This window comes from Streptomyces sp. NPDC029292, from assembly GCF_055569295.1.
In genome coordinates this window covers 15190-37193 of sequence record NZ_JBVHXR010000016.1, presented here as the reverse complement: position 1 = coordinate 37193, position 22004 = coordinate 15190, and the positions used below count along the sequence as shown (strand labels likewise).

Genomic DNA, 22004 nt, shown 5'->3' with positions numbered 1-22004 from the left:
TCACGCCCTGTCCGCGACGCGTTCGCCGACTAGGCCTTGTGGCCTGAACAGCAGTACGAGGATGAGGAGTACGAAGGCCCACACGGAGGCCCAGCCGCCGCCGCCGAGCTGCTGCATGCCGGGGATGCCGTCGATGTAGGAGGTGGCCATGGTTTCGGCGAGGCCGAGGACGAGGCCGCCGATCATGGCGCCGTAGATGTTGCCGATGCCGCCGAGGACGGCTGCGGTGAAGGCCTTGAGGCCCATCTGGAAGCCCATGTCGTACTTGACCGAGCCGTAGCGCAGGCCGTAGGAGACGGCGGCCACGGCGGCGAAGAAGCCGCCGATGGCGAAGGCGATGACGATGATGCGGTTGGTGTCGATGCCCATGAGCTGTGCGGTGTCAGGGTCCTGCGCGGTGGCCTGCATGGCGCGGCCGGTGCGGGAGAGGCTGACGAAGAGGGCGAGGGCTGCCATGCAGAGGGGAGCGGCGATGATGACGAAGAGGGAGCCGCTGCTGATGCTGATGGAGCCGAGGTGCCAGGGGCCGCCGTCGATCTGGGGGAAGTTGCGGTCGGTCTTGGCGTCCGGGTACCAGTTGAAGACGGCCTGCTGGAGGGCGAGGGAGAGGCCGATGGCGGTGATCAGTGGAGCGAGGCGTGGTGCGCCGCGGAGTGGCCGGTAGGCGAACCGTTCGGCCCCGACGGCGATGAGGACGGAGACGAGTCCGCCGCCTATGAGCATCGCTGGGAGGGCTATCCACATGGATGTGCCGTTTGGCAGAACGTAAAGGTAGACCGTGAGTGCGCCGAAGCCTCCGGTCATGAAGATCTCGCCGTGGGCGAAGTTGATGAGCTGGACGATGCCGTACACCATCGTGTAGCCGATGGCGATCAGCCCGTACATCGAGCCGAGGAACAGCCCGTTGGCCAGCTGCTGCGGCAGGGTGTTCACCGCATGGCCTCCATGTGGTGGGGAGTGTTGAGCAGGGCGTATGAAACGGGCCGCGCGGTGACGGGTGGTCTGGCCGCGCGGCCCTTGGGTGGTGCTAGCGGCAGGTGGGGATCAGCCGTTGAAGGTGCCGCTCTTCACGGCCTTCCACTTGCCGTCGACGACCTGGTAGACGGTGAGCTGCTTGTTGGTGGTGTCGCCGTACTCGTCGAAGGAGACGGGGCCGGCGATGCCGTCGAACTTGGTCTTCTGGACCTCGGCGACGACCTTGGCGCGGGCGCCGTCCGGGATCTTGCCGTCCTTCACGACGTTGCCGATGGCCTTGATGATGGCCGTGGCGGCGTCGTAGGAGTAGCCGCCGTACGTGCCGTAGTCGCCCTTGAGGCCGGAGGCCTTGTACTTCTTGATGAAGTCGGCGGCGGAGGGCAGCGAGTCGACGGGCTGGCCGACCGAGGTGACGAGGTCGCCCTCGGAGGTCTTGCCGGCGGTCTCGATGTAGGTCGGGGTGAACATGCCGTCACCGCCGAACAGCGGGATCTTGACTCCGCCGTCCTTGAGCTGCTTGGTGAGCTTCTCGGACTCGTCGTACTGGCCGCCGTAGTAGACGAGGTCGGCCTTGGCGTTCTTGATCTTGGTGACGAGGGCCGAGAAGTCCGTGTCGCCGGTGTTGACGTGGTCCTCGCCCGCGACCTTGCCGCCGGCCTTGGTGAAGCCGGCCTTGAAGAGCTTGGCGAGGCCGGCGCCGTAGGTCTGCTTGTCGTCGACCACGAACACCTTGCGCTTCTTCAGCGTGTTGTAGGCGTAGTCGGCTGCGAAGCCGCCCTGGAGGGCGTCGGTGGTGGCGGTGCGGAAGTACGTCTTGAACGGGCGGGACTTCGCGGTCTGCCAGTTCTTGCCCTGGGTGAGCTCGGGGGCCGTGTTGGACGGCGAGATCTCGACCAGGTTGGCGGTGTCGAAGACCTGCTGCATCTGGGTGGCGACGCCGGAGTTCAGCGGGCCGACGACGCCGAGGACCTTGTCGTTCTGGACGAGCTGGGTGGCGTTCGACTGGCCGGAGGCCGGGATCGCCTTGTCGTCGAGCGCCTGGACCTTGAAGGTCACGCCGGGGACGGTGTTGTTCTTGTTGGCGTCGTCGACGGCGATCTGGACGCCGCCCTGGATGCCGAGGCCCGTGGCGGAGTTCTGACCGGTCAGCGGCGCGTCCACGCCGATGATGATCTCGGTCTTCTTGCTGCTCTTGTTGTCCCCGCTGTCGTCGCGCGAGCCGCAGGCGGTCAGCGTGAGTGCTCCTGTGGTGAGCACGGAGGTGAGTATGACCAAAGAACGCTGTCGCACGTTGAATCCTCTCCCTGGCGCGGCACCCCAGGGTGGGGGCCGTGTGTCTCGCCGGGCCGTACTGGGTGATGCAAGGCCGTGCAGTAGACGCGCCCGGCGGCGCGGTGACTGGCCGTGACTCTAAGCGCAGGTGGGGGGAGGTGGGAGGACCGTAGGGAAGGCTGTGACGCTCTTGTTATGCGGGGGCTGTCCTGGCGGGGGCAGGGCGGATGATCGGAGTATTTCGGGATGCCGTCCTGGGGTGACTGCGTGTTCGCATGGTGAGAACGCCCAGTTCCAGTTCATGGCGGCGGGCGACTTCGGTGATGGCGGAGGTGGGCGGGGACGTTCCGTGGGGCGCGGTGCGGGAGGCGCTGTGGCGTCGGCATTGCTTCATTACGGCAGAGGTAACCGACTGTTACTGATGTGTGAGGCCGCGCCAGGTGTCCTGGTCGAGCGAAGCCGGGGCGGGGGAGCTCCGGTTGGGGAAGCAGACGGCGCGCAGGTCGGCCCACAGGTCACGGGGGTAGGCACCGCCGAAGAGAAAGCTCTGCTGCTGCCGAGCGGTCCGGTTGCTGAGGAGCAGGTCGAGGTGGGGGAGGTCGAGGGCGGGGGGCAGGGCGGCGCACTTGTATACGGATATGCGGACGGTGATCAGGCGGGGTGCTCCGGCCCTCACTGTCAGTGGCAGTCGAGGTGTGGTGGTGGCGCCCAACTCGGGTAGCCCGGCGCCGACTTGGTGAATGGTGACGGGGCTGCCGCGGGCGACGTCGACCTCGAACCGGAACGATGTGGGGGCGGGTCCCCGGCCCTTGTAGTGGAGGGTCGTGACGCCGGCGGGCCAGGGGTAGGGGTTCGGGGCGGCCTGGGTGACCGGTGCCGGGCGCAGGGTGAGGACGGTGCCGGTGGCGACCGCGGCGACGATCAGGGTCTGGGCGAGGCGGCGGCGGGAGCGGGGGAGCGCGGCCCAATAGGCGCCGGTGCGGGAGGATTTCGACCACAGCAGGTCGGTGGGGGTGTCTTTGTGGGGGCCGTCGGCTTCATCGGGGTGGCACGGCTCGACGGGCCCGATGCCGGTCATGCTTCACGCTAAGCCGGAGCGTGGGGCTCCGCCAATGGTGCTGTGGGCTGGGGAGTTGCCGGGCGCTGGGGCGGGGAGTGCCGTGCGTGGCCGGCCGGAGGGGGGAGGCGGCCGTCACGCCGACCGGCCATGGCCTGCTCGCCCCCCTCGTCGCCTTGTCCCTCGTCGGCCTCGGACTCCTCCGGGCGTCGGGCCTGTGGGGTCAGCCCTTGGGTGCGTCCTTGAGGACGCAGGTCAGGCGGGCGCTGCAGACGCGCTTGCCGTCCTCGTCGGTGATGGCGATCTCGTACGTCGCCGAGGTGCGCCCCCGGTGCACGGGTGTGGCCACGCCGGTGACCAGGCCGGAGCGCACCCCGCGGTGATGCGTGCAGTTCAGGTCGACGCCCACGGCGATCTTGGAGCTGCCGCCGTGGAGCATCGCGCCGACGGAGCCGATGGTCTCCGCGAGGACGGCGGAGGCGCCTCCGTGGAGGAGGCCGTAGGGCTGGGTGTTGCCCTCCACCGGCATGGTGCCCACGACGCGATCGGCCGAGGCCTCGAGGATCTGCACGCCCATGCGGGTGCCGAGGTGGCCGGCGGAGAACAGCGCGGGCAGGTCGACGCCGAGCGCGGCGTACTCGTCGATGACCTCTTGTGGGAACTTCACGGTGTGCTGCTCGCCCATGGGGCCCGGCTCCGTTCGTCGTGGTTCGTTTCGTCGTGGATCACTCTCGCTGAGCGAACGCTCAGTCGGTGGGCGATTGTTCCAGACGTACGACGACGGACTTGCTGGCAGGGGTGTTGCTGGTGTCGGCGGTCGCGTCCAGCGGGACGAGGACGTTGGTCTCCGGGTAGTAGGCGGCCGCGCAGCCCCGGGCGGTGGGGTAGTGCACGACGCGGAAGCCGGGCGCGCGCCGCTCCACGCCGTCCTTCCACTCGCTGACCAGGTCGACGTACGAGCCGTCCGCGAGCTTGAGCTGCCGCGCGTCCTCGGGGTTCACGAGCACGACCCGGCGGCCGTTCTTGATGCCCCGGTAGCGGTCGTCCAGGCCGTAGATCGTGGTGTTGTACTGGTCGTGCGAGCGCAGGGTCTGCAGGAGCAGGCGGCCTTCGGGGAGCGCCGGGTACTCGACGGGCGCGGCCGTGAAGTTGGCCTTGCCGGTGGCGGTGGGGAAGCGGCGCTCGTCGCGCGGGGCGTGCGGGAGGGTGAAGCCGGCCGGGTCGGCCACTCGCGCGTTGAAGTCCTCGAAGCCGGGGATCACGCGCGCGATGCGGTCGCGGATCGTCGCGTAGTCCTTCTCGAACTCTTCCCAGGGCGTACGGGATTCCGCGCCGAGGACGCGGCGTGCGAGCCGGGCCACGATGGCGGGCTCGGACAGCAGCTGCGGGCTCGCGGGCTCCAGGCGGCCGCGTGAGGCGTGCACCATGCCCATGGAGTCCTCGACTGTCACGAACTGCTCGCCGCTGCCCTGGAGGTCGCGTTCCGTGCGGCCGAGGGTGGGCAGGATCAGCGCACGCGCGCCGGTGATCGCGTGCGAGCGGTTCAGCTTCGTCGACACGTGCACGGTGAGGCGCGCGCGGCGCATGGCCGCCTCCGTCACCTCGGTGTCGGGGGAGGCGGCCACGAAGTTGCCGCCCATCGCGAAGAAGACCTTCGCCTCGCCGTCGCGCAGGGCGCGGATGGCCCGTACGACGTCGTAGCCGTGCTCGCGCGGCGGAGCGAACCCGAACTCCTTCTCCAGGGCGTCCAGGAAGGCGGGGGCGGGCCGCTCGAAGACGCCCATCGTGCGGTCGCCCTGCACGTTCGAGTGGCCGCGCACCGGGCACACGCCCGCGCCGGGGCGGCCGATGTTGCCGCGCAGCAGAAGGAAGTTGACGACCTCGCGGATCGTGGGCACGGCGTGCTTGTGCTGGGTGAGGCCCATGGCCCAGCACACGATGGTGCGCTCGGAGGCGAGGACCATGCGCAGGGCCTCGTCGATCTTCGCGCGGTCCAGGCCCGTGGCCGTGAGGGTCTCGTCCCAGTCGGCGGCTCGGGCCGCGGCCGCGAACTCCTCGTATCCGTGGGTGTGTTCGCCGATGAATTCCTCGTCGACGGCCCCGTCCGTCTCCAGGATCAACTTGTTCAGGAGGCGGAAGAGGGCCTGGTCGCCGCCGAGGCGGATCTGCAGGAACAGATCGGTGAGGGCGGCGCCCTTGAGCATGCCCTGGGGGGTCTGCGGGTTCTTGAAGCGCTCCAGGCCCGCCTCGGGCAGCGGGTTGATCGTGATGATCTTCGCGCCGTTCGCCTTGGCCTTCTCCAGCGCCGAGAGCATCCGGGGGTGGTTCGTGCCGGGGTTCTGCCCGGCGACGATGATCAGGTCCGCCTTGTAGAGGTCATCGAGCAGGACGCTGCCCTTGCCGATGCCGATGGTCTCGGAGAGCGCGGAGCCCGACGACTCATGGCACATGTTCGAGCAGTCCGGCAGGTTGTTCGTGCCGAGCTCGCGGGCGAACAGCTGGTAGAGGAAGGCGGCCTCGTTGCTCGTGCGCCCGGAGGTGTAGAAGAGGGCTTCGTCGGGGGAGCCGAGTGCGGCGAGCTCCTCGGCGACGATGTCGAAGGCCCGCTCCCAGGGCACCGGCTCGTAGTGGTCGGCGCCCTCCGCCAGGTACATGGGGTGGGTGAGGCGGCCCTGCTGGCCGAGCCAGTAGCCGCTGCGGGTGGCGAGGTCGGCCACGGAGTGCGCGGCGAAGAAGTCCGGGGTGACCCGGCGCAGGGTGGCCTCCTCGGCGACCGCCTTCGCGCCGTTCTCACAGAACTCCGCCGTGTGCCGGTGCTCCGGCTCGGGCCAGGCGCAGCCCGGGCAGTCGAAGCCGTTCTTCTGGTTGACGCGGAGGAGGGTCAGCGCGGTGCGGCGCACGCCCATCTGCTGATGGGCGATGCGCAGGGTGTGCCCGATGGCGGGCAGCCCGGCCGCGGCGTGCTTCGGCTCGGCGACCTGCGGCGCGTCCTGAACCGGATCACCATTGGGCGGCTTGCTGGCCATCGTTGGACCCCTTCGCGTGCACGTGAGAAGTACGTCTCCGATCCTCGCACGTGTCAGTGACAGCGACCGTGTCCGGTCCTGGAGGGCGGCACGTGAGAGGGGCTGTGGGCGACGAGCGGGTCTGAGTGTCAGTGGGGCGTGGCAGGATCGGGGGCGTGGCAGAAACAGCATCGAAGAAGACCGAGAAAACCGCAGGCACGGGCCGTCCGCGGCTGATGCTCATGGACGGGCACTCACTGGCCTACCGCGCGTTCTTCGCGCTGCCCGCGGAGAATTTCACGACCGCGACGGGCCAGCCGACGAACGCAATCTATGGTTTCGCGTCGATGCTGGCGAACACGCTGCGCGACGAGGCGCCCACGCACTTCGCGGTGGCGTTCGACGTCTCGCGCAAGACGTGGCGCTCCCAGGAGTTCACCGAGTACAAGGCGAACAGGTCGAAGACCCCGGACGAGTTCAAGGGGCAGGTCGAGCTGATCGGCGAGCTGCTCGACGCGATGCACGCAAAGCGGTTCGCGGTCGACGGCTTCGAGGCCGACGACATCATCGCCACGCTCGCCACGCAGGCCGAGGCCGAGGGCTTCGAGGTGCTGATCGTCACCGGCGACCGCGACTCCTTCCAGCTGGTCTCCGAGCACACGACGGTGCTGTATCCGACGAAGGGTGTCTCGGAGCTGACCCGCTTCACTCCGGAGAAGGTCTTCGAGAAGTACGGGCTGACGCCGGCCCAGTACCCCGACTTCGCGGCGCTGCGCGGCGACCCGTCCGACAACCTGCCGGGCATCCCCGGTGTCGGTGAGAAGACGGCCGCGAAGTGGATCAACCAGTTCGGTTCGTTCGCGGACCTCGTCGAGCGCGTCGACGAGGTCAAGGGCAAGGCCGGGCAGAATCTGCGCGACCACCTGGAGGCGGTGAAGCTCAACCGCCGTCTCACGGAGATGGTCAAGGACGTCGAGCTGCCCGCGACGGTCACCGACCTGGAGCGCGCGGCGTACGACCGTACGAAGATCGCGATGGTCCTGGACACCCTGGAGATCCGCAACCCGTCGCTGCGCGAGCGCCTCTTCGCCGTCGACCCGGGGGCCGCGGAGGCGGAAGCGGCACAGCCGGTCGCCGAGGGCGTCGAGCTCGACGGCACGGTGCTCGGCGCGGGCGAGCTGAAGCCGTGGCTCGCCGAGCACGGCAAGGCGGTCCTGGGCGTGGCCACGGTCGACTCCTGGGCGCTGGGCACGGGCGCGGTGGCCGAGGTCGCGCTCGCCGCGGCCGACGGTCCGGCCGCGTGGTTCGACCCGTCACAGCTGGACGAGGCCGACGAGAACGCGTTCGCGAAGTGGCTCGCCGACCCCAAGAAGCCCAAGGTCATGCACAACGCCAAGGGCGCGATGCGGGTCTTCGCCGAGCACGGCTGGAGCATCGAGGGCGTGTCCATGGACACCGCGCTCGCCGCCTACCTGGTCAAGCCGGGGCGTCGCTCCTTCGCGCTGGACGCGCTGTCCCTGGAGTACCTCGGCCGGGAGCTGGGGCCCGCCGCCGCGGCCGACGGACAGCTCGCTTTCGGCGCCGACGACCAGGCCGAGGCGGACGCGCTGATGGCGCAGGCCCGCACGATCCTCGACCTGGGCGAGGCGTTCGGCGAGAAGCTGACGGAGGTCGGCGCGGCCGACCTGCTGCGCGACATGGAGCTGCCCACGTCGGCGCTCCTCGCCCGCATGGAGCGGCACGGCATCGCGGCCGACCGGACGCATCTGGAAGCCATGGAGCAGATGTTCGCGGGCGCGGTGCAGCAGGCGGTGAAGGAGGCGCACGCGGCCGCCGGGCACGAGTTCAACCTCGGCTCGCCCAAGCAGCTCCAGGAAGTCCTCTTCGGCGAGCTGGCCCTGCCGAAGACGAAGAAGACGAAGACGGGCTACACGACGGACGCGGACGCGCTGGCGTGGCTGGCGACACAGACCGAGAACGAACTGCCGGTGATCATGCTCCGGCACCGCGAGCAGGCGAAGCTGCGCTCCACGGTCGAGGGCCTGATCAAGACGGTCGCCGCGGACGGCCGCATCCACACCACGTTCAACCAGACCGTGGCGGCGACGGGCCGGCTGTCCTCGACCGACCCGAACCTGCAGAACATCCCGGTCCGCACGGACGAGGGCCGCGCGATCCGCCGTGGCTTCGTGGTCGGCGAGGGCTTCGATTCGTTGATGACCGCGGACTACAGCCAGATCGAGCTCCGTGTGATGGCCCACCTGTCGGAGGACGAGGGCCTGCTGGAGGCGTTCACCTCCGGCGAGGACCTGCACACCACCGTCGCCTCCCAGGTGTTCTCCGTGGAGCGGTCCGCGGTCGACGCGGAGATGCGGCGCAAGATCAAGGCGATGTCGTACGGCCTGGCGTACGGGCTGTCGGCGTTCGGGCTCTCCCAGCAGCTGAACATCGACGCGGGTGAGGCCCGCGCGCTGATGGACACGTACTTCGAGCGCTTCGGCGGCGTACGGGACTATCTGCGCAGGGCGGTCGACGAGGCGCGGGCGACGGGCTACACGGCGACGCTCTTCGGCCGCCGCCGCTACCTGCCGGACCTCAACAGCGACAACAGGCAGCGCCGCGAGGCGGCCGAGCGCATGGCCCTCAACGCCCCCATCCAGGGCACGGCCGCCGACATCGTCAAGATCGCCATGCTCAACGTGGACCGCGCGCTGCGTGAAGCGGGCCTCAAGTCCCGGATGCTCCTCCAGGTCCACGACGAAATCGTCCTGGAAATCGCCCCGGGCGAGCGCGCCAAGACGGAGAAACTCCTCCGCCACGAGATGGCGTCCGCCGTCCAGCTCCGGGCTCCCCTGGACGTCTCCATCGGCTCCGGGGAGGACTGGGAGTCGGCCGCGCACTAGCCGGAGCGGGGACTTACCGTCCGACGGTCAGTCCCCCTCCGCCGCAACGGCGCGCAGCTGGCGCGGGGTGTTTCGGCGGTGCGGAACCGGCCGGGATCCGCGGGGGCTGCCCGCGGGGCAAGCCCCGAGTGCCGAGTCGGCCGGAATCCGCTGGGGCCGGCCACGGGGCAAGCCCCGAGTGCCGAACCGGCCAAAACCCGCCGGGCCCGCCCGCAGGGCAAACCCCCACCTGCGCCACCCCGGAGTCGCAAGTCTCCATCCCGCCCGCAGGCCCCGTACCCACCCCCGCTCAACCCCGGAGGGAACCGTCACCCGCGTGGCCCTCGCAAAGGCGCCCCCCGGGCAGAGGGGCCGTAAGGATGCGGGCATGGGTATACGCATGCTCCACTGCCGCACGGCCGCATCCACGGCCGTCGTTGTCGCGGCCACCGCTGTCGTCTCGGCGCTACTCACGCCGATACCAGCGGTCGCCGCGGAAGCCAGCACCGTTCAGGTGCCCGCGGTCTGCCGCTCCACCCGTGACCCCGACCTCGCTGGCCGGATGTCCCGTGACATCCTGGCGGCGCTGTCGTCTCGCCGGGGCACCGTCTCCGTGGCGGTGCACGACGACGGCACCGGCCTGACCTGCGCCCTTGCCAGCGAACTGCAGTACGACTCGGCGAGCGTCGTCAAGGTCATGATCATGGAGGGCACCCTGCGCCGGGCTGAGAAACTCGGCCGCAAACTCACCCGCTGGGAACTGGCCAACATCCGCCCCATGATCACCAGGTCGGACAACACGTCCGCCCTGCGTCTGTGGACCGACCTGGGCCACGCCTATCTGGACCGCCTCCTGGCCCGCGTCGGAACGACCGGCACCGTCCTCGGACCGCGCGGCTACTGGGGTCTGACCCGCATTACGGCCGACGATCAGATGCGGCTGCTGGGCGTGCTCACCAACGCCCGCTCGTTCCTGAGGAGCCGCGCCTACGGTCTGAAGCTGATGAGCGAGGTCGAAAGAGACCAGCGCTGGGGCGTGCCGTCCGGCATGCCGAGAGGCCTCACGGCCCATGTGAAGAACGGCTGGCTGCCACGGGCCACGCACGGCTGGCGCGTACACAGCGTCGGCGCGTTCACGGGCACCAACCGCACCTACCGCATCGTCGTCCTGTCGCACGACAACCCGACGATGGCGTACGGGGTCCGCACCATCGAGCGCATCGCTCAGGCCGTGCACCGGGGCCTCAACCAGGGGCGCGGTCTCGTCCAGAGCCCCACCCCGCAGACCAAGGTCAGCGAGCGGTCGGACGGCTCGGCTCCGTATGAGTCGCAGCCCGGCTGGGACGAGCCGGAGCGGGACGCCACGCCCTGACCCCCACCGCGTACAGCGCGAGGCCGAGCACCAGACCCGCCCCGCCGCCGAAACACACCGTCGGGATCAACTCCCAGAGCTTCGCGCTGGAACCCCAGTACGCCGACCAGCGCGAGGCTCGCTGCACCGCGGCCACCAGCGCACAGCATCCGATCACGGCAGCGGACCACCACCGGTCGGAAACGGACAGCACGGGCACCCCCACTGGTTCGCCGGACGGCGTCCGCCGCAGCGCGACGACCACGAAGGCCGCGATCACGACGGCGGCCACCGCCGAACTGCCGTACTGGAGGTACCAGTACAGCGGCGAGCCCGCGATCTCCCGCCCCAGGACGGGGAACAGCCGCATCCCCCACCGGTCGTGATGGGTGAACGCGTCCCACACGACATGCGTCAGCGCGCCGAGCGCCGCGGAGACGTACCACCACAGCACCGCCGACGGGCGCACACGTTCCTGTGCCGCACCGCAGCGCAGCAGACCGGCAACCCGCCCCTGCCGGGCCCGCGGCAGCAGCGCCACCAGCGGCTCGCGCAGGACCAGCCAGGCGCCCACGAGCGCCCAGGCGACGAGCACGTCGAAGGTGAACACACCGGTGAAGGAGTGCGTGAAGGTGCCGAACTCCATCGCTCCGGGCAGCACACTTGCCGCGTAATAGGTCATGTCGGGGGCGAACGAACCAGCCACGAGGACCGCCGGAACAAGTCGGCCGCGCCCGGTTCCGTCACCGCGCACGGCGGGCAGCACGGCCGCCGCATGGCTGAGAGTGAAGGGCAAGTCGGCTCCCCCGGCGGCTAACGTTGGCCGGGTGCGACGGCCCGGCGATCACTGGCGCCCAGTATGCGGGCGCACCAGCGCACATGGCCAACTGGTGAAAACCGGGCACGAACGGGTGCCCCAGCGTCGGAAGTTGTCGTAGTGTCACCTGGGTTGCCGTGCTGGGGAGCACGGTCGCACACGAGAAAAAGGTCGTCCACGGGAGGGGTTCACTCAATGGCGGCGCATTTCGGCAGGAGGCTGCGCAAGGGAGCGGCAACCACCGCCGTGGCCGCGGCCGCGGTCGCGGCTCTGGCCGCGTCCCAGGCCCCGGGAGTGACCAGCGACGACCAGGGCAGACAGACCACCGGCTCCGAGTCCGCACCCGACGGGACCGACGACGGCGGCGCGACCGGCCAGTCGCCGTACTACACGGACCTTCCGCCGCTGAACAGCCCCAGCCCGTCGCCGACCATAGGCACGCCCGTTTCCCAGGGCGAAGCCGAGGCCGGCATACCCGCGACCGTCCTGGACGCCTACAAGAAGGCCGAGGCCGCGCTGCGCGAGTCGAAGCCGGGCTGCAACCTCCCCTGGCAACTCCTCGCCGCCATCGGCAAGGTCGAGTCCGGCCAGGCCCGCGGCGGCCGCGTCGACGCGAGCGGCACCACGCTGTCGCCGATCCTCGGCCCCAAGCTCGACGGCAACGGCTTCGCCCTGATCGCCGACACCGACAACGGCGCGTACGACGGCGACAGCGCGTACGACCGCGCGGTGGGCCCCATGCAGTTCATCCCCTCCACCTGGGACTGGGCGGGCCGCGACGGCAACGGCGACGGCAAGAAGGACCCGAACAACGTCTACGACGCGGCGCTCGCCGCCGGCCACTACCTCTGCCGGTTCGACCGCGACCTGTCCGTCCAGTCGCAGATGAACGCCGCGATCCTCAACTACAACAACTCGACGGCCTACCTCAACACGGTCCTGTCGTGGCTGGAGTACTACCGCAAGGGCACCCACGAGGTGCCGGACGGCACCGGCACGCTGCCCTCGCACAGCAGCAACGACGGCTCCGGGGCGAGCCCTAGTCCGTCGTCACCCTCGACGCCCAGTACGCCCAGTACGCCGAGTACGCCGAGTCCGAAGCCGAGCACCCCCAAGCCGGGCGGCGGCTCCACGAGCCCCAGCCCGACCCCGCCCACCACGCCCTCCCCGACCCCGACCCCGCCCACCCCCACCGAAACGGTGGACCACCTGGAGGACGCGGACACCGGCAAGCTCTCCGCGACGGCGGGCGACGCGTTCGGCGAGAGGGTGGCCGTACGGACCGAGACCAAGGCCGGCGTGGCCGTGGCGAAGGTCCGGGTGCGGTTCACGATCATCGGCGACACCGACGCCACCTTCACCGGCGGCGAGACCGTCGCCACGATGGTCACCACCAGCGCCGGCCTGGCCACCGCGCCCTCGCTGGTGGCGGGCGAGAAGACCGGCGACTTCACGGTCCGCGCCACCGTCGTGGGCCGCGACCTGGCTGGCCTCGACTACACGGCGAGCGTCACCCCGCGCCAGGCCGACACCCTCACCCGCACCAGCGACACCGAGCTGACCTGCGTGCCGGGCGGCGAGTTCGCCGACCAGGTCGAGGTGAAGGCCACGTACCAGGGCGCCGTCGCGGACAAGGTCGCGGCCACCGCGACCCTCATCAAGTCGGCCGACGACGCGACCGAGAACGACAAGGGCCCGTACTTCAAGGACGCGGACGGCAACACCGTACGCACTCTCACGGACCTCACGACGGACGCCGACGGCGTGCTCAAGCTCCCGAAGCTGTACGCGGACGACACCACCGGCACGTTCCTGCTCCGCATCGACACCACGGGCGGCGCGACGCTGACGGTCGAGCTGAAGGTGGCGGCGGCCACCTCTTAATACGCATCGCACCGCTAAATACGCATCGCACCGCGGCGCCCCTCCGGTTTTGTACGGAGGGGCGCCGCCGTCTGTTTGTGCAACGTGTTCTCATCTCGCCCCGCCGTTGCTACGGTGCCGGACCTGACGACGTATCAGCTCCTGGCCCTCGGGAGGCCCCGCATGCGTGCCCTCATCGCCGCCGCGATCGGTCTCGCCGTGGCGCTCGCCCTGGTGCTCACCATCACGGCCATGGGTTCACCGTCCGGCAAGACGTCGCCGAAGCCGATGCTGACCACGGTCCCGAAGCACCCGTAGGCCGTACGCGGCCCGTACCGCACGCACAGGGAGGACGCCGAAATGCGCCGCAAGGCCAGCCTGATCCTGCTCGCCTTCGCCGTGTTCTTCACGGCGCTGTCCCCACTCATGCGCTGGTACGCCTTCCCGCGCCTGGCGAAGATCCCCGCCAACCAGTACCAGGACATGGTCCTGGAGGCGAAGAACGCGACCCTCATCGACTACGGCACCATGAAGGCCAAGAAGGTGCCCAAGGTCACCGTCGTGCAGACCCTCAAGGGCAACGTCGAAGCCTCCGAAAAGATCGAGAAGACCGCGGGCCGCGACGTGGTCGTCTGGGACTCCCTCTCCTACATCCAGGGCCCCGACGGCAAGATGGTCTCCGAGATCCCCGAGCGCTACATCTTCGACGCGCACAGCCAGGACCCCGTCCACGCCACGGGCGAGATGGTCGACGGCGACCCGGTGAAACGCGACGGCATCGAGTTCAAGTGGCCCTTCCTCACGGAGAAGCGGGACTACGAGTACTTCGACGCGCAGACCCGCACCACCAACCCCATCCACTACAAGGGCACCCAGAACTTCCGGGGAGTCAAGGTCTACTACTTCGAGCAGACCATTCCCTGGACCAAGGTCCAGTTCCCCAGGGTCATGCCCGTCAAGGGCATCACCCGGGAGTCACTCGCCAAGACCGGCACGAGCATCTGGTACACGACGGTCCGCAAGTTCTGGGTGGAGCCGGTCACAGGGGCACCCGTCTACGGCGAGGAGGACCACAAGGAGGAACTCCGCGGCGGCACCCTGCTCGGCGACGGCAAGAAGGTGACGGCGTTCGCAGGGCAGGTGAAGATGCGCGAGGACTACATCAAGCACACGGTCGACCTGGTCAAGTCGAACCGCACCCTGGTCCTCCTGATGACCTCGTACCTCCCCTGGGGCTTCCTGATCCTCGGCGCGGGACTCCTGTCCCTCTCCCTGTACCTGGAGGCGCGCAGCCGCCGTCCCGGCGACCCGGCGCCCACCGAGGCTGTGGAACCCGAACCGGTCAACGCCTGAGCCGCGCGTTCGTGTGCCGCGTCGGCTCGGCGGTCGCCGGGTCCTCGGGCCACGGATGCTTGGGGTAGCGCCCGCGCAGTTCGGCCCGTACGGCCCGGTAGCCGTCCTTCCAGAAGGAGGCCAGGTCGGCGGTGACGGCGGCGGGCCGGCCGGCGGGGGAGAGGAGATGCACGAGTACGGGCACGCCGGCCACCCGGGGTGTCTCGGCCAGCCCGAACATCTCCTGCAGCTTCACCGCCAGCACGGGCCGTTCGGGGTCGGCATAGTCGATCCGGATTCTGGACCCACTAGGCACCTCGATCCGCTCCGGTGCGAGCTCGTCGAGCCGCGCGGCATCGCCGGTGGCCCACGGAAGCAGCCGGGTGAGCCCCTGCCCGGCTTCGATGCGCCCCAGATCGGCTCGTTTGCGCGCCCGTCCGAGCTCGGGCTCCAGCCACTCGTCCACGCGCGCGTGGAGGGCGTTGTCGCAGACGTCGGGCCAGGGAGCGCCGAGGTGGTGGTGCAGAAACGCGAGCCGCTGCCGCAGGGTCTCGGCGTCCCGCGTCCAGCGCAGCAGCCCCAGCCCCTCCTCCCGCAGCCCTTCAACAAGCGCCTCCCGTACGAGCCCGGAGTCGACGTCCTTGATCGGCCGCACCGCCAACTCCACCGCCCCGAGCCGCTCCACGCGCCGCGCGACGACGTCCCCGTCGGCCCAGTGGACCTCGTCTCCTTCGGCGTACAGGCTCCCCGCGGCCCACCGCGCCGTCTCCTCGTCGATGGCGGCCCCGAGCCGCACGCGCGCGTGCCCGGCGCCGACGGGCCGGTCGGCGACAGCCACAGCCAGCCAGGGCGCTCCGCGCAGCCCCGACCCGTCCGCCACCTCGGCCCGCGTCCCCGACACCATGAGGTAGGACCCGCCCTGAAGCCGCGCCACCCGCTCGGGAAACGCGAGCGCGGCAACAAGCCCGACCACCCGGTCGTCCCCGGCGCCCGCCCATCCACCCGCCCTGGAAGGCGTGGCCCGGGTGGTGTCCGCGGCGTCCGCGCCGGGCGCGTGCTGGTCGGCGGGGCCGGGAGGGTTTTCGGCGGTGACCGTGACAGGAAGAGGGTCACCGGCCGGCGGACGGGAAAGCCCCGTGGACGCGTCCCGCAGACGCCGAGCCTCCGTCCGCCAGCGGGCCGCGTAGGCGTCAGCCCCGCGCCGGGCGGCACGCCAAGCCCCGGCGAGATCGTCGCCGTACTCCCGCGGCGGCTCCTCGCTCAGCAGGGCGACGACCTCCGCGGAGCGTCCCGCGCCGACGGAGGGCGCCGCGTCCAGCAGGGCCCGAGCGAGCCGCGGGTGCACCCCGAGCCGGGACATGCGTACCCCCCGCGCCGTCGCCCGCCCCGCGGCGTCCACCGCACCGACCGCCGACAGAACATCCCGCGCCGCCGCCATCGCCCCACTCGGCGGCGCGTCGAGGAGCGCGAGCCCGGACGCGTCCGGGTCACCCCAACAGGCCGCCTGCAGGGCGAACGCCGTCAGGTCGGCCACCTTGATCTCCGGTGCGGGAAAGCGCGCCAGACGCGTGTCCTCGGCCTCCGTCCAGCACCTGTACACCGCTCCCGGCGCCTCACGGCCGGCCCGCCCCGCCCGCTGCCGCCCCGCCGCCTGCGAGGCCCGTACGGTCGTCAGCGCGCTCAGCCCCCGCGCGTGGTCCACCCGCGGCTCCCGCGCGAGCCCGGAGTCGACGACCACGCGCACCCCGGGAACCGTCAACGACGACTCGGCGACGGCGGTGGCGAGGACCACCCGGCGCCGTACACCCGCGGACAGCACGGCGTCCTGCACGGCCGCCGGCGCCCGCCCGTGCACCTGAAGCACATCGACATCGCCGAGGTCCCCCAGCTGCCCGGCGACCCGCGCGATCTCCCCGACACCGGGCAGGAAGCACAGCACGTCCCCCGCACGCTCGGCCAGCGCCCGCCGCACCACCGACGCCACATGCGTCAGCAGCGCCGGGTCCACGCGCATCCCGTGCGGCGGCCGTACAGGGCGTACGGGCGGCGCCCACACCACCTCGACCGGATACGAGACACCCCGCGCCTCGACCACCGGCGCGTCGCCCAGCAGCCGGGCCCACCCCTGGGCGTCGGTGGTCGCGGACGCGGCCACCAGCCGCAGCTCAGGGCGGAGAGCGGCGCGTACGTCCAACAGAAAGGCGGCCACCGTGTCGGCGTCCAGATGCCGCTCGTGGCATTCGTCGAGCACGACGACGTCGACGCCCGCCAGCTCCTGGTCCCGCTGGAGCCGCTGCAGCAGGACACCGGTCGTGACGACCTCCACGCGCGCGTGGCGGCCGACCACCCGCTCGCCGCGCACGGTGTAGCCGACGCTCTCGCCGACCTTCTCCCCGAGCAGCCACGCCATCCGCCGCGCCGCGGCCCGGGCGGCGATGCGCCGGGGCTCGGCGACGACGACACGCCGTACGGGCCGCTCGTCGAGAAGACCGGCGAGCGCCAGCGGCACGAGGGTCGTCTTGCCGGTGCCGGGCGGCGCCACGAGCACCGCGCCGCCGTCGCCCTCCAGGGCGTCGTTCAGACCGGGCAGGGCGCCGCGTACGGGCAGCACGTCCAGGGCGTCGTAACGGATCACGCCCCTAGTCTCGTACGCGCGTCAAAACGCCCTCCACGCGCGCGTGCCCACGGACCCCCACGGCACGGCCGCGTTCGTCAGTCCCGCTCGCACACGAAGATCGCCGTCCCCGGGATCAGATTCCCGCGCAGCGGGGACCAGCCGCCCCACTCCTGGGTGTTCCAGGCGGGCCACTCCGGCTCGACGAGGTCGATCAGGCGGAAGCCGCCGGCCACGATGTCGCGGACGCGGTCGCCGATCGTCCTGTGGTGCTCGACGTACACCGCGCCGCCCTGCTCGTCCTGCTCCACGTACGGAGTGCGGTCGAAATAGGAGGCGGCGACGGAGAGGCCCTCGGGGCCCGGCTCGTCGGGAAACGCCCAGCGGATCGGATGCGTCACCGAGAAGACGAAGCGGCCGCCGGGGCGCAGCACCCGGTGCACCTCGCGCAGGACGCGTACCGGGTCTGCCACGAACGGCAGCGCGCCGTACGCCGAGCACGCGAGGTCGAAGGAGCCGTCCGCGAACGGCAGGGCGCCCGCGTCGGCCTCCACCAGCGGCACGCCGCCGCCGATGCGCAGCGCGTGCTGGAGCTGGCGGTGGGAGAGGTCCAGGGCCACCGGACGGGCTCCCTGCCCGGCCAGCCAGCGCGAGCACTGGGCCGCGCCGGCGCCTATCTCCAGGACGTCCTTGCCCTTCAGGTCCTCCGGCGGGCCGAGCAGCTCGGCCTCCACCTCGTCGAGCCCCTCCGGGCCCCACACGAAACGGTCGTCTCCGAGGAACGTGCCGTGTTCGATCTGGTACTCGTCCGCGTTCCGGTCCCACCAGCCGCGATTGGCGCGGGAACTCTCCGTGACGTCCGCCTCGCGTCGGGTGGCTTCGGGCTCGAACGGCTCAGGCTCTTGGATGATCGGCTCCCTCGTCGTACTCTTCCGTCCAACCCGTCTCGGGGGTGTCACGGCAGGGGCTGCCTACAGCCCGCGTGGCCTCTTGAGACAGGTCTTGTGCCGGGTTTGCGGCAATCCGCCCCGGGTGTGCGCCTTCGCGCATTGACCCTGCCCGGCTGCCCCCGTATGCTACAAGTTGCGCTGCGGGCCTGCGCACCTCAGACGTAGCAGGCTGCGCTCGCATCTGTATGTATGTCCCCTCGGTTTTCGAGGCGCCACCGGCGGTGTTTGTCATAAACACGATCCGGGTTCGGCGCTTCCTATGCTGTCCGGCTTCTGCAGAGCGAAACGGGCTCCCGGCGTAAGCAGTACCTACGACTCTCTGTCCGTACCGGAGCCCTTTCCCACATGACGAGCAGCACCGAGACCACCGCCACCACCCCGCAGGTTGCGGTCAACGACATCGGTAACGAGGAAGCATTCCTCGCCGCGATCGACGAGACGATCAAGTACTTCAACGACGGCGACATCGTCGACGGCGTCATCGTGAAGGTCGACCGGGACGAGGTCCTGCTCGACATCGGTTACAAGACCGAAGGCGTCATCCCGAGCCGCGAACTCTCCATCAAGCACGACGTCGACCCCAACGAGGTCGTCGCCGTGGGCGATGAGATCGAGGCCCTCGTTCTCCAGAAGGAGGACAAGGAAGGCCGTCTGATCCTGTCCAAGAAGCGCGCTCAGTACGAGCGTGCCTGGGGCACGATCGAGAAGATCAAGGAAGAAGACGGCATCGTCACCGGTACCGTCATCGAGGTCGTCAAGGGTGGTCTCATCCTCGACATCGGCCTCCGTGGCTTCCTGCCGGCCTCCCTCGTCGAGATGCGCCGCGTTCGCGACCTCCAGCCGTACGTGGGCAAGGAGCTCGAGGCCAAGATCATCGAGCTGGACAAGAACCGCAACAACGTGGTCCTGTCCCGCCGTGCCTGGCTCGAGCAGACCCAGTCCGAGGTTCGCCAGACGTTCCTCACCACCCTGCAGAAGGGTCAGGTCCGCTCCGGCGTCGTCTCCTCGATCGTCAACTTCGGTGCCTTCGTGGACCTGGGTGGCGTCGACGGTCTCGTCCACGTCTCCGAGCTCTCCTGGAAGCACATCGACCACCCGTCCGAGGTTGTCGAGGTCGGCCAGGAAGTCACCGTCGAGGTTCTCGACGTCGACATGGACCGCGAGCGCGTCTCCCTGTCGCTCAAGGCGACGCAGGAAGACCCGTGGCAGCAGTTCGCCCGTACGCACCAGATCGGTCAGGTCGTCCCGGGTAAGGTCACCAAGCTCGTTCCGTTCGGTGCGTTCGTCCGCGTGGACGAGGGCATCGAGGGTCTGGTCCACATCTCCGAGCTGGCCGAGCGCCACGTGGAGATCCCGGAGCAGGTCGTCCAGGTCAACGACGAGATCTTCGTCAAGGTCATCGACATCGACCTCGAGCGCCGCCGCATCAGCCTCTCGCTGAAGCAGGCCAACGAGTCCTTCGGTGCCGACCCGGCCTCGGTCGAGTTCGACCCGACCCTGTACGGCATGGCCGCGTCCTACGACGACCAGGGCAACTACATCTACCCCGAGGGCTTCGACCCCGAGACCAACGACTGGCTCGAGGGCTACGAGACCCAGCGCGAGGCGTGGGAGCACCAGTACGCCGAGGCGCAGCAGCGCTTCGAGCAGCACCAGGCTCAGGTCATCAAGTCCCGCGAGGCGGACGCCCAGGCCGAGGCCGAGGGTGCCGGCGCCGCGGGTGCGGCTCCGGCCGCCTCCGGTGGCGGTTCGTACTCCTCGGAGTCGGACGACACCTCCGGCGCCCTGGCGTCGGACGAGGCCCTGGCTGCCCTCCGCGAGAAGCTCGCCGGCGGCCAGAGCTGAAAGCTCACCGCTAGCCAGTAGTTCGTGACTGCGGGCCCGCACCCATCTGGGTGCGGGCCCGCAGTGCGTTCCCGGCAGCCGTACCCAGGGGTGTCCAGCCCGCTGGACGCGTGCGGTCGCAGAAACATGGGGGATACACGAGTAACTGACGGGCCGTAACCAGCCATTGGGAGGCTTCCCCGGTCGTTCAAGATCGAAAGGGGAGCCCAAGTCATGGCACAGCTTCAGAGCGGGCCGGGTGCGAGTCGGCGATCGTTCTTGCGGAATGTGGGTCTCACCGGCGGCGCGGGCACGATGCTCGCCACCATGGGGGCCCTCGGCCTCGCGCCCACCGCCCAGGCCGCACAGCGTGAACAGCCGTTCCGGGCCCTGAAGTCGAGCGACTTCACGCTCATTGGGCGCGGCGCCGCCAAGGTCGTCATCGTCGGCGGCGGTATCGCCGGACTCGCGTCCGCGTACGAACTCGGCAAGGCCGGCTACGACTGTACGGTCCTGGAGGCCAGAGACCGCACCGGCGGCCGCAACTTCACGGTCCGCGGCGGCGATACGACCACCGACCTCTACGGCAACACGCAAACAGCCCGCTTCAGCGAGGGCCACTACATGAACGCGGGCCCCGCCCGCCTCGCGCAGTGGATGGTCACCCTCGACTACTGCCGCGAACTCGGCGTCCCGATCGAGGTGTTCACCAACGTCAACGCCGACGCGTACATCTTCAACGAGTCCACCGGCATGACCAAGCCGATGCGCTACCGCACCGCGAAGGCCGATGTCTACGGCTATGTCTCCGAGCTGCTCGCCAAGGCCACCGACAAGGGAGCCCTGGACAAGGAGTTGACGGCCACCGACCAGGAGCGGCTCGTCGAGTTCCTCAAGGACTTCGGGGAACTGGGCGACAAGCTGACGTACGAAGGCGGTGAACGCCGTGGATACACCACGGTCCCGGCCGCCGCCGGCACCCCCGGTACGCTCCTCGGCGACATCCCCTCCGCCTCCGACGTCTTCGCCACCGGCGTCGGCCGCTACTTCTCCTTCGAGTTCGGCTTCGACCAGGCGATGCTGATGTTCCAGCCGGTGGGCGGCATGGACCAGATACCGCGCGCGCTCACGAAGGCGATCGGCGCCCATCGCGTCCGTACAGGGGCCGCGGTTTCGAAAATCACCGACAAGGGGAGTGGCGTTACCGTCACTTACACCCAGGGCGGCCGTACCAAGTCCATCGACGCCGACTACTGCATCGGCGCCCTTCCGCCCAACATCCTCGCCAAGATCCCGCACAACCTCGGCTCCGGCGTGCAGACGGCACTGGAGGCGATCACCCCCTCCTCCGCGGCCAAGATCGGCCTGGAGTACCGCTCCCGCTGGTGGGAGCTGGACCACAACATCTACGGCGGCATCACCGAGACCGACCAGGACATCACCCACATCTGGCACCCCTCGTACGGCTTCCACGGCGAGCGCGGCGTGCTGGTCGGCTACTACAACTACGACGACGACGCGGACGCGTACGCGAAGCTCACCCCCAAGGAGCGCGAGAGCCGCGCGGTGGCCGCGGGCGTGAAGATCTACGGCGAGAAGTACCGCAGCGAACTCGCGTCCTCCTTCTCGCACCACTGGCGCCAGACGCCCCACCTGGAAGCCGCCTGGCACGACACCCCCGGCGGCCCCGACGACGCCCGCTACAAGCCGCTCAACCAGCCGACCGGGCGGGTCTACTTCGCGGGCGACTGGCTCAGCTACACCGACGCCTGGCAGCACGGCGCCTTCACGTCCGCCCGCAAGGCGGTCACCGCGCTCCACGCGCGCGTGCTGTCGTCGTAACGCGAGCATGCTGTTCTTGTAGCGGTCTTCACTGTCTTCACCGTCTTCACCGTTTTCGTTGTCTTCCAGCCGCTCGTGGCGGCTGAAAAAGCCGGTAAGAGACGCCGGTGGGGGGGGGGGGGGGGGGGGGGGGGGGGGGGGGGCGGGTGGGTGGGGGGGGGGGGAGAAAAAAAGGGCGGGGCGGGCTTGCGGCGCGCTGGGTGTGGTACGTGGTGGTGAA

Annotated in this window: 15 protein-coding genes; 7 read left to right on the top strand and 8 right to left on the bottom strand. The window is 70.1% G+C overall.

Annotated elements, in window-relative coordinates; translation table 11 throughout:
- The 5 genes from ACZ4WS_RS30560 to ACZ4WS_RS30540 form a co-directional block, all read right to left on the bottom strand.
- Positions 1–933 carry a branched-chain amino acid ABC transporter permease gene (locus ACZ4WS_RS30560; protein ID WP_467985528.1) on the bottom strand — a complete coding sequence of 311 codons (933 nt, stop codon included), beginning with the start codon at positions 931–933 and terminating at the stop codon, positions 1–3.
- A 111-nt stretch (positions 934–1044) separates the two neighbouring features.
- On the bottom strand, positions 1045–2265 hold the full coding sequence (locus ACZ4WS_RS30555; protein ID WP_467985527.1) for a branched-chain amino acid ABC transporter substrate-binding protein: 1221 nt from the start codon (positions 2263–2265) through the stop codon (positions 1045–1047).
- A 397-nt stretch (positions 2266–2662) separates the two neighbouring features.
- On the bottom strand, positions 2663–3325 hold the full coding sequence (locus tag ACZ4WS_RS30550) for a hypothetical protein (protein ID WP_467985525.1): 663 nt from the start codon (positions 3323–3325) through the stop codon (positions 2663–2665).
- Positions 3326–3527: 202 nt separating this feature from the next.
- Entirely contained in the window at positions 3528–3989 is a 462-nt protein-coding gene (locus tag ACZ4WS_RS30545) for a PaaI family thioesterase (protein ID WP_467985523.1), read from the bottom strand.
- A gap of 61 nt (positions 3990–4050) precedes the next feature.
- Complete coding sequence (locus tag ACZ4WS_RS30540; RefSeq protein WP_467985521.1) at positions 4051–6330, bottom strand: FdhF/YdeP family oxidoreductase; 2280 nt, start codon at positions 6328–6330, stop codon at positions 4051–4053.
- Positions 6331–6485: 155 nt separating this feature from the next.
- Here ACZ4WS_RS30540 and polA point away from each other — a divergent pair, with 155 nt between their 5' ends.
- Positions 6486–9212, top strand: a complete 2727-nt coding sequence (gene polA / locus ACZ4WS_RS30535; protein ID WP_467985519.1) for a DNA polymerase I — start codon at positions 6486–6488, stop codon at positions 9210–9212.
- Between the two features lie 367 nt (positions 9213–9579).
- On the top strand, positions 9580–10563 hold the full coding sequence (locus ACZ4WS_RS30530; RefSeq protein WP_467985517.1) for a serine hydrolase: 984 nt from the start codon (positions 9580–9582) through the stop codon (positions 10561–10563).
- Here the strand turns inward: ACZ4WS_RS30530 and ACZ4WS_RS30525 are convergent.
- Complete coding sequence (locus ACZ4WS_RS30525) at positions 10484–11338, bottom strand: DUF4184 family protein (RefSeq protein WP_467985515.1); 855 nt, start codon at positions 11336–11338, stop codon at positions 10484–10486. The genes ACZ4WS_RS30530 and ACZ4WS_RS30525 overlap by 80 nt on opposite strands.
- A gap of 216 nt (positions 11339–11554) precedes the next feature.
- Here ACZ4WS_RS30525 and ACZ4WS_RS30520 point away from each other — a divergent pair, with 216 nt between their 5' ends.
- The 3 genes from ACZ4WS_RS30520 (at position 11555) to pgfA (ending at position 14575) form a co-directional block, all read left to right on the top strand.
- Positions 11555–13243, top strand: coding sequence for a lytic transglycosylase domain-containing protein (locus ACZ4WS_RS30520; protein ID WP_467985513.1), 1689 nt, complete (start codon positions 11555–11557; stop codon positions 13241–13243).
- A 162-nt stretch (positions 13244–13405) separates the two neighbouring features.
- The gene (locus ACZ4WS_RS30515) at positions 13406–13540 is read left to right on the top strand and encodes an SPW_0924 family protein (protein ID WP_467985511.1); all 135 of its coding nucleotides are present in this window, start codon (positions 13406–13408) and stop codon (positions 13538–13540) included.
- A 42-nt stretch (positions 13541–13582) separates the two neighbouring features.
- Positions 13583–14575, top strand: coding sequence for a cell envelope lipid trafficking protein PgfA (gene pgfA, locus ACZ4WS_RS30510; protein WP_467985509.1), 993 nt, complete (start codon positions 13583–13585; stop codon positions 14573–14575).
- Here the strand turns inward: pgfA and ACZ4WS_RS30505 are convergent.
- On the bottom strand, positions 14565–17189 hold the full coding sequence (locus ACZ4WS_RS30505) for an ATP-dependent RNA helicase (RefSeq protein ID WP_467985508.1): 2625 nt from the start codon (positions 17187–17189) through the stop codon (positions 14565–14567). The genes pgfA and ACZ4WS_RS30505 overlap by 11 nt on opposite strands.
- A 77-nt stretch (positions 17190–17266) precedes the next feature.
- Complete coding sequence (locus tag ACZ4WS_RS30500) at positions 17267–18127, bottom strand: class I SAM-dependent methyltransferase (RefSeq protein WP_467985506.1); 861 nt, start codon at positions 18125–18127, stop codon at positions 17267–17269.
- A 336-nt stretch (positions 18128–18463) separates the two neighbouring features.
- Between ACZ4WS_RS30500 and rpsA the strand changes: the two genes are divergently transcribed.
- Positions 18464–19963 carry a 30S ribosomal protein S1 gene (gene rpsA / locus ACZ4WS_RS30495; RefSeq protein WP_467985503.1) on the top strand — a complete coding sequence of 500 codons (1500 nt, stop codon included), beginning with the start codon at positions 18464–18466 and terminating at the stop codon, positions 19961–19963.
- Positions 19964–20257: 294 nt separating this feature from the next.
- Complete coding sequence (locus tag ACZ4WS_RS30490; RefSeq protein ID WP_467985890.1) at positions 20258–21784, top strand: flavin monoamine oxidase family protein; 1527 nt, start codon at positions 20258–20260, stop codon at positions 21782–21784.
- The last annotated feature ends 220 nt before the right edge of the window (positions 21785–22004 follow it).

What these genes read in the sequence shown, in the direction of transcription:
- ACZ4WS_RS30550 (WP_467985525.1), bottom strand. Translation starts at nt 3,325, where the DNA reads ATGACCGGCATCGGGCCCGTCGAGCCGTGCCACCCCGATGAAGCCGAC.
- ACZ4WS_RS30545 (WP_467985523.1), bottom strand. Translation starts at nt 3,989, where the DNA reads ATGGGCGAGCAGCACACCGTGAAGTTCCCACAAGAGGTCATCGACGAG.
- ACZ4WS_RS30540 (WP_467985521.1), bottom strand. Translation starts at nt 6,330, where the DNA reads ATGGCCAGCAAGCCGCCCAATGGTGATCCGGTTCAGGACGCGCCGCAG.
- ACZ4WS_RS30530 (WP_467985517.1), top strand. Translation starts at nt 9,580, where the DNA reads ATGGGTATACGCATGCTCCACTGCCGCACGGCCGCATCCACGGCCGTC.
- ACZ4WS_RS30520 (WP_467985513.1), top strand. Translation starts at nt 11,555, where the DNA reads ATGGCGGCGCATTTCGGCAGGAGGCTGCGCAAGGGAGCGGCAACCACC.
- ACZ4WS_RS30515 (WP_467985511.1), top strand. Translation starts at nt 13,406, where the DNA reads ATGCGTGCCCTCATCGCCGCCGCGATCGGTCTCGCCGTGGCGCTCGCC.
- pgfA (WP_467985509.1), top strand. Translation starts at nt 13,583, where the DNA reads ATGCGCCGCAAGGCCAGCCTGATCCTGCTCGCCTTCGCCGTGTTCTTC.
- rpsA (WP_467985503.1), top strand. Translation starts at nt 18,464, where the DNA reads ATGACGAGCAGCACCGAGACCACCGCCACCACCCCGCAGGTTGCGGTC.
- ACZ4WS_RS30490 (WP_467985890.1), top strand. Translation starts at nt 20,258, where the DNA reads ATGCTCGCCACCATGGGGGCCCTCGGCCTCGCGCCCACCGCCCAGGCC.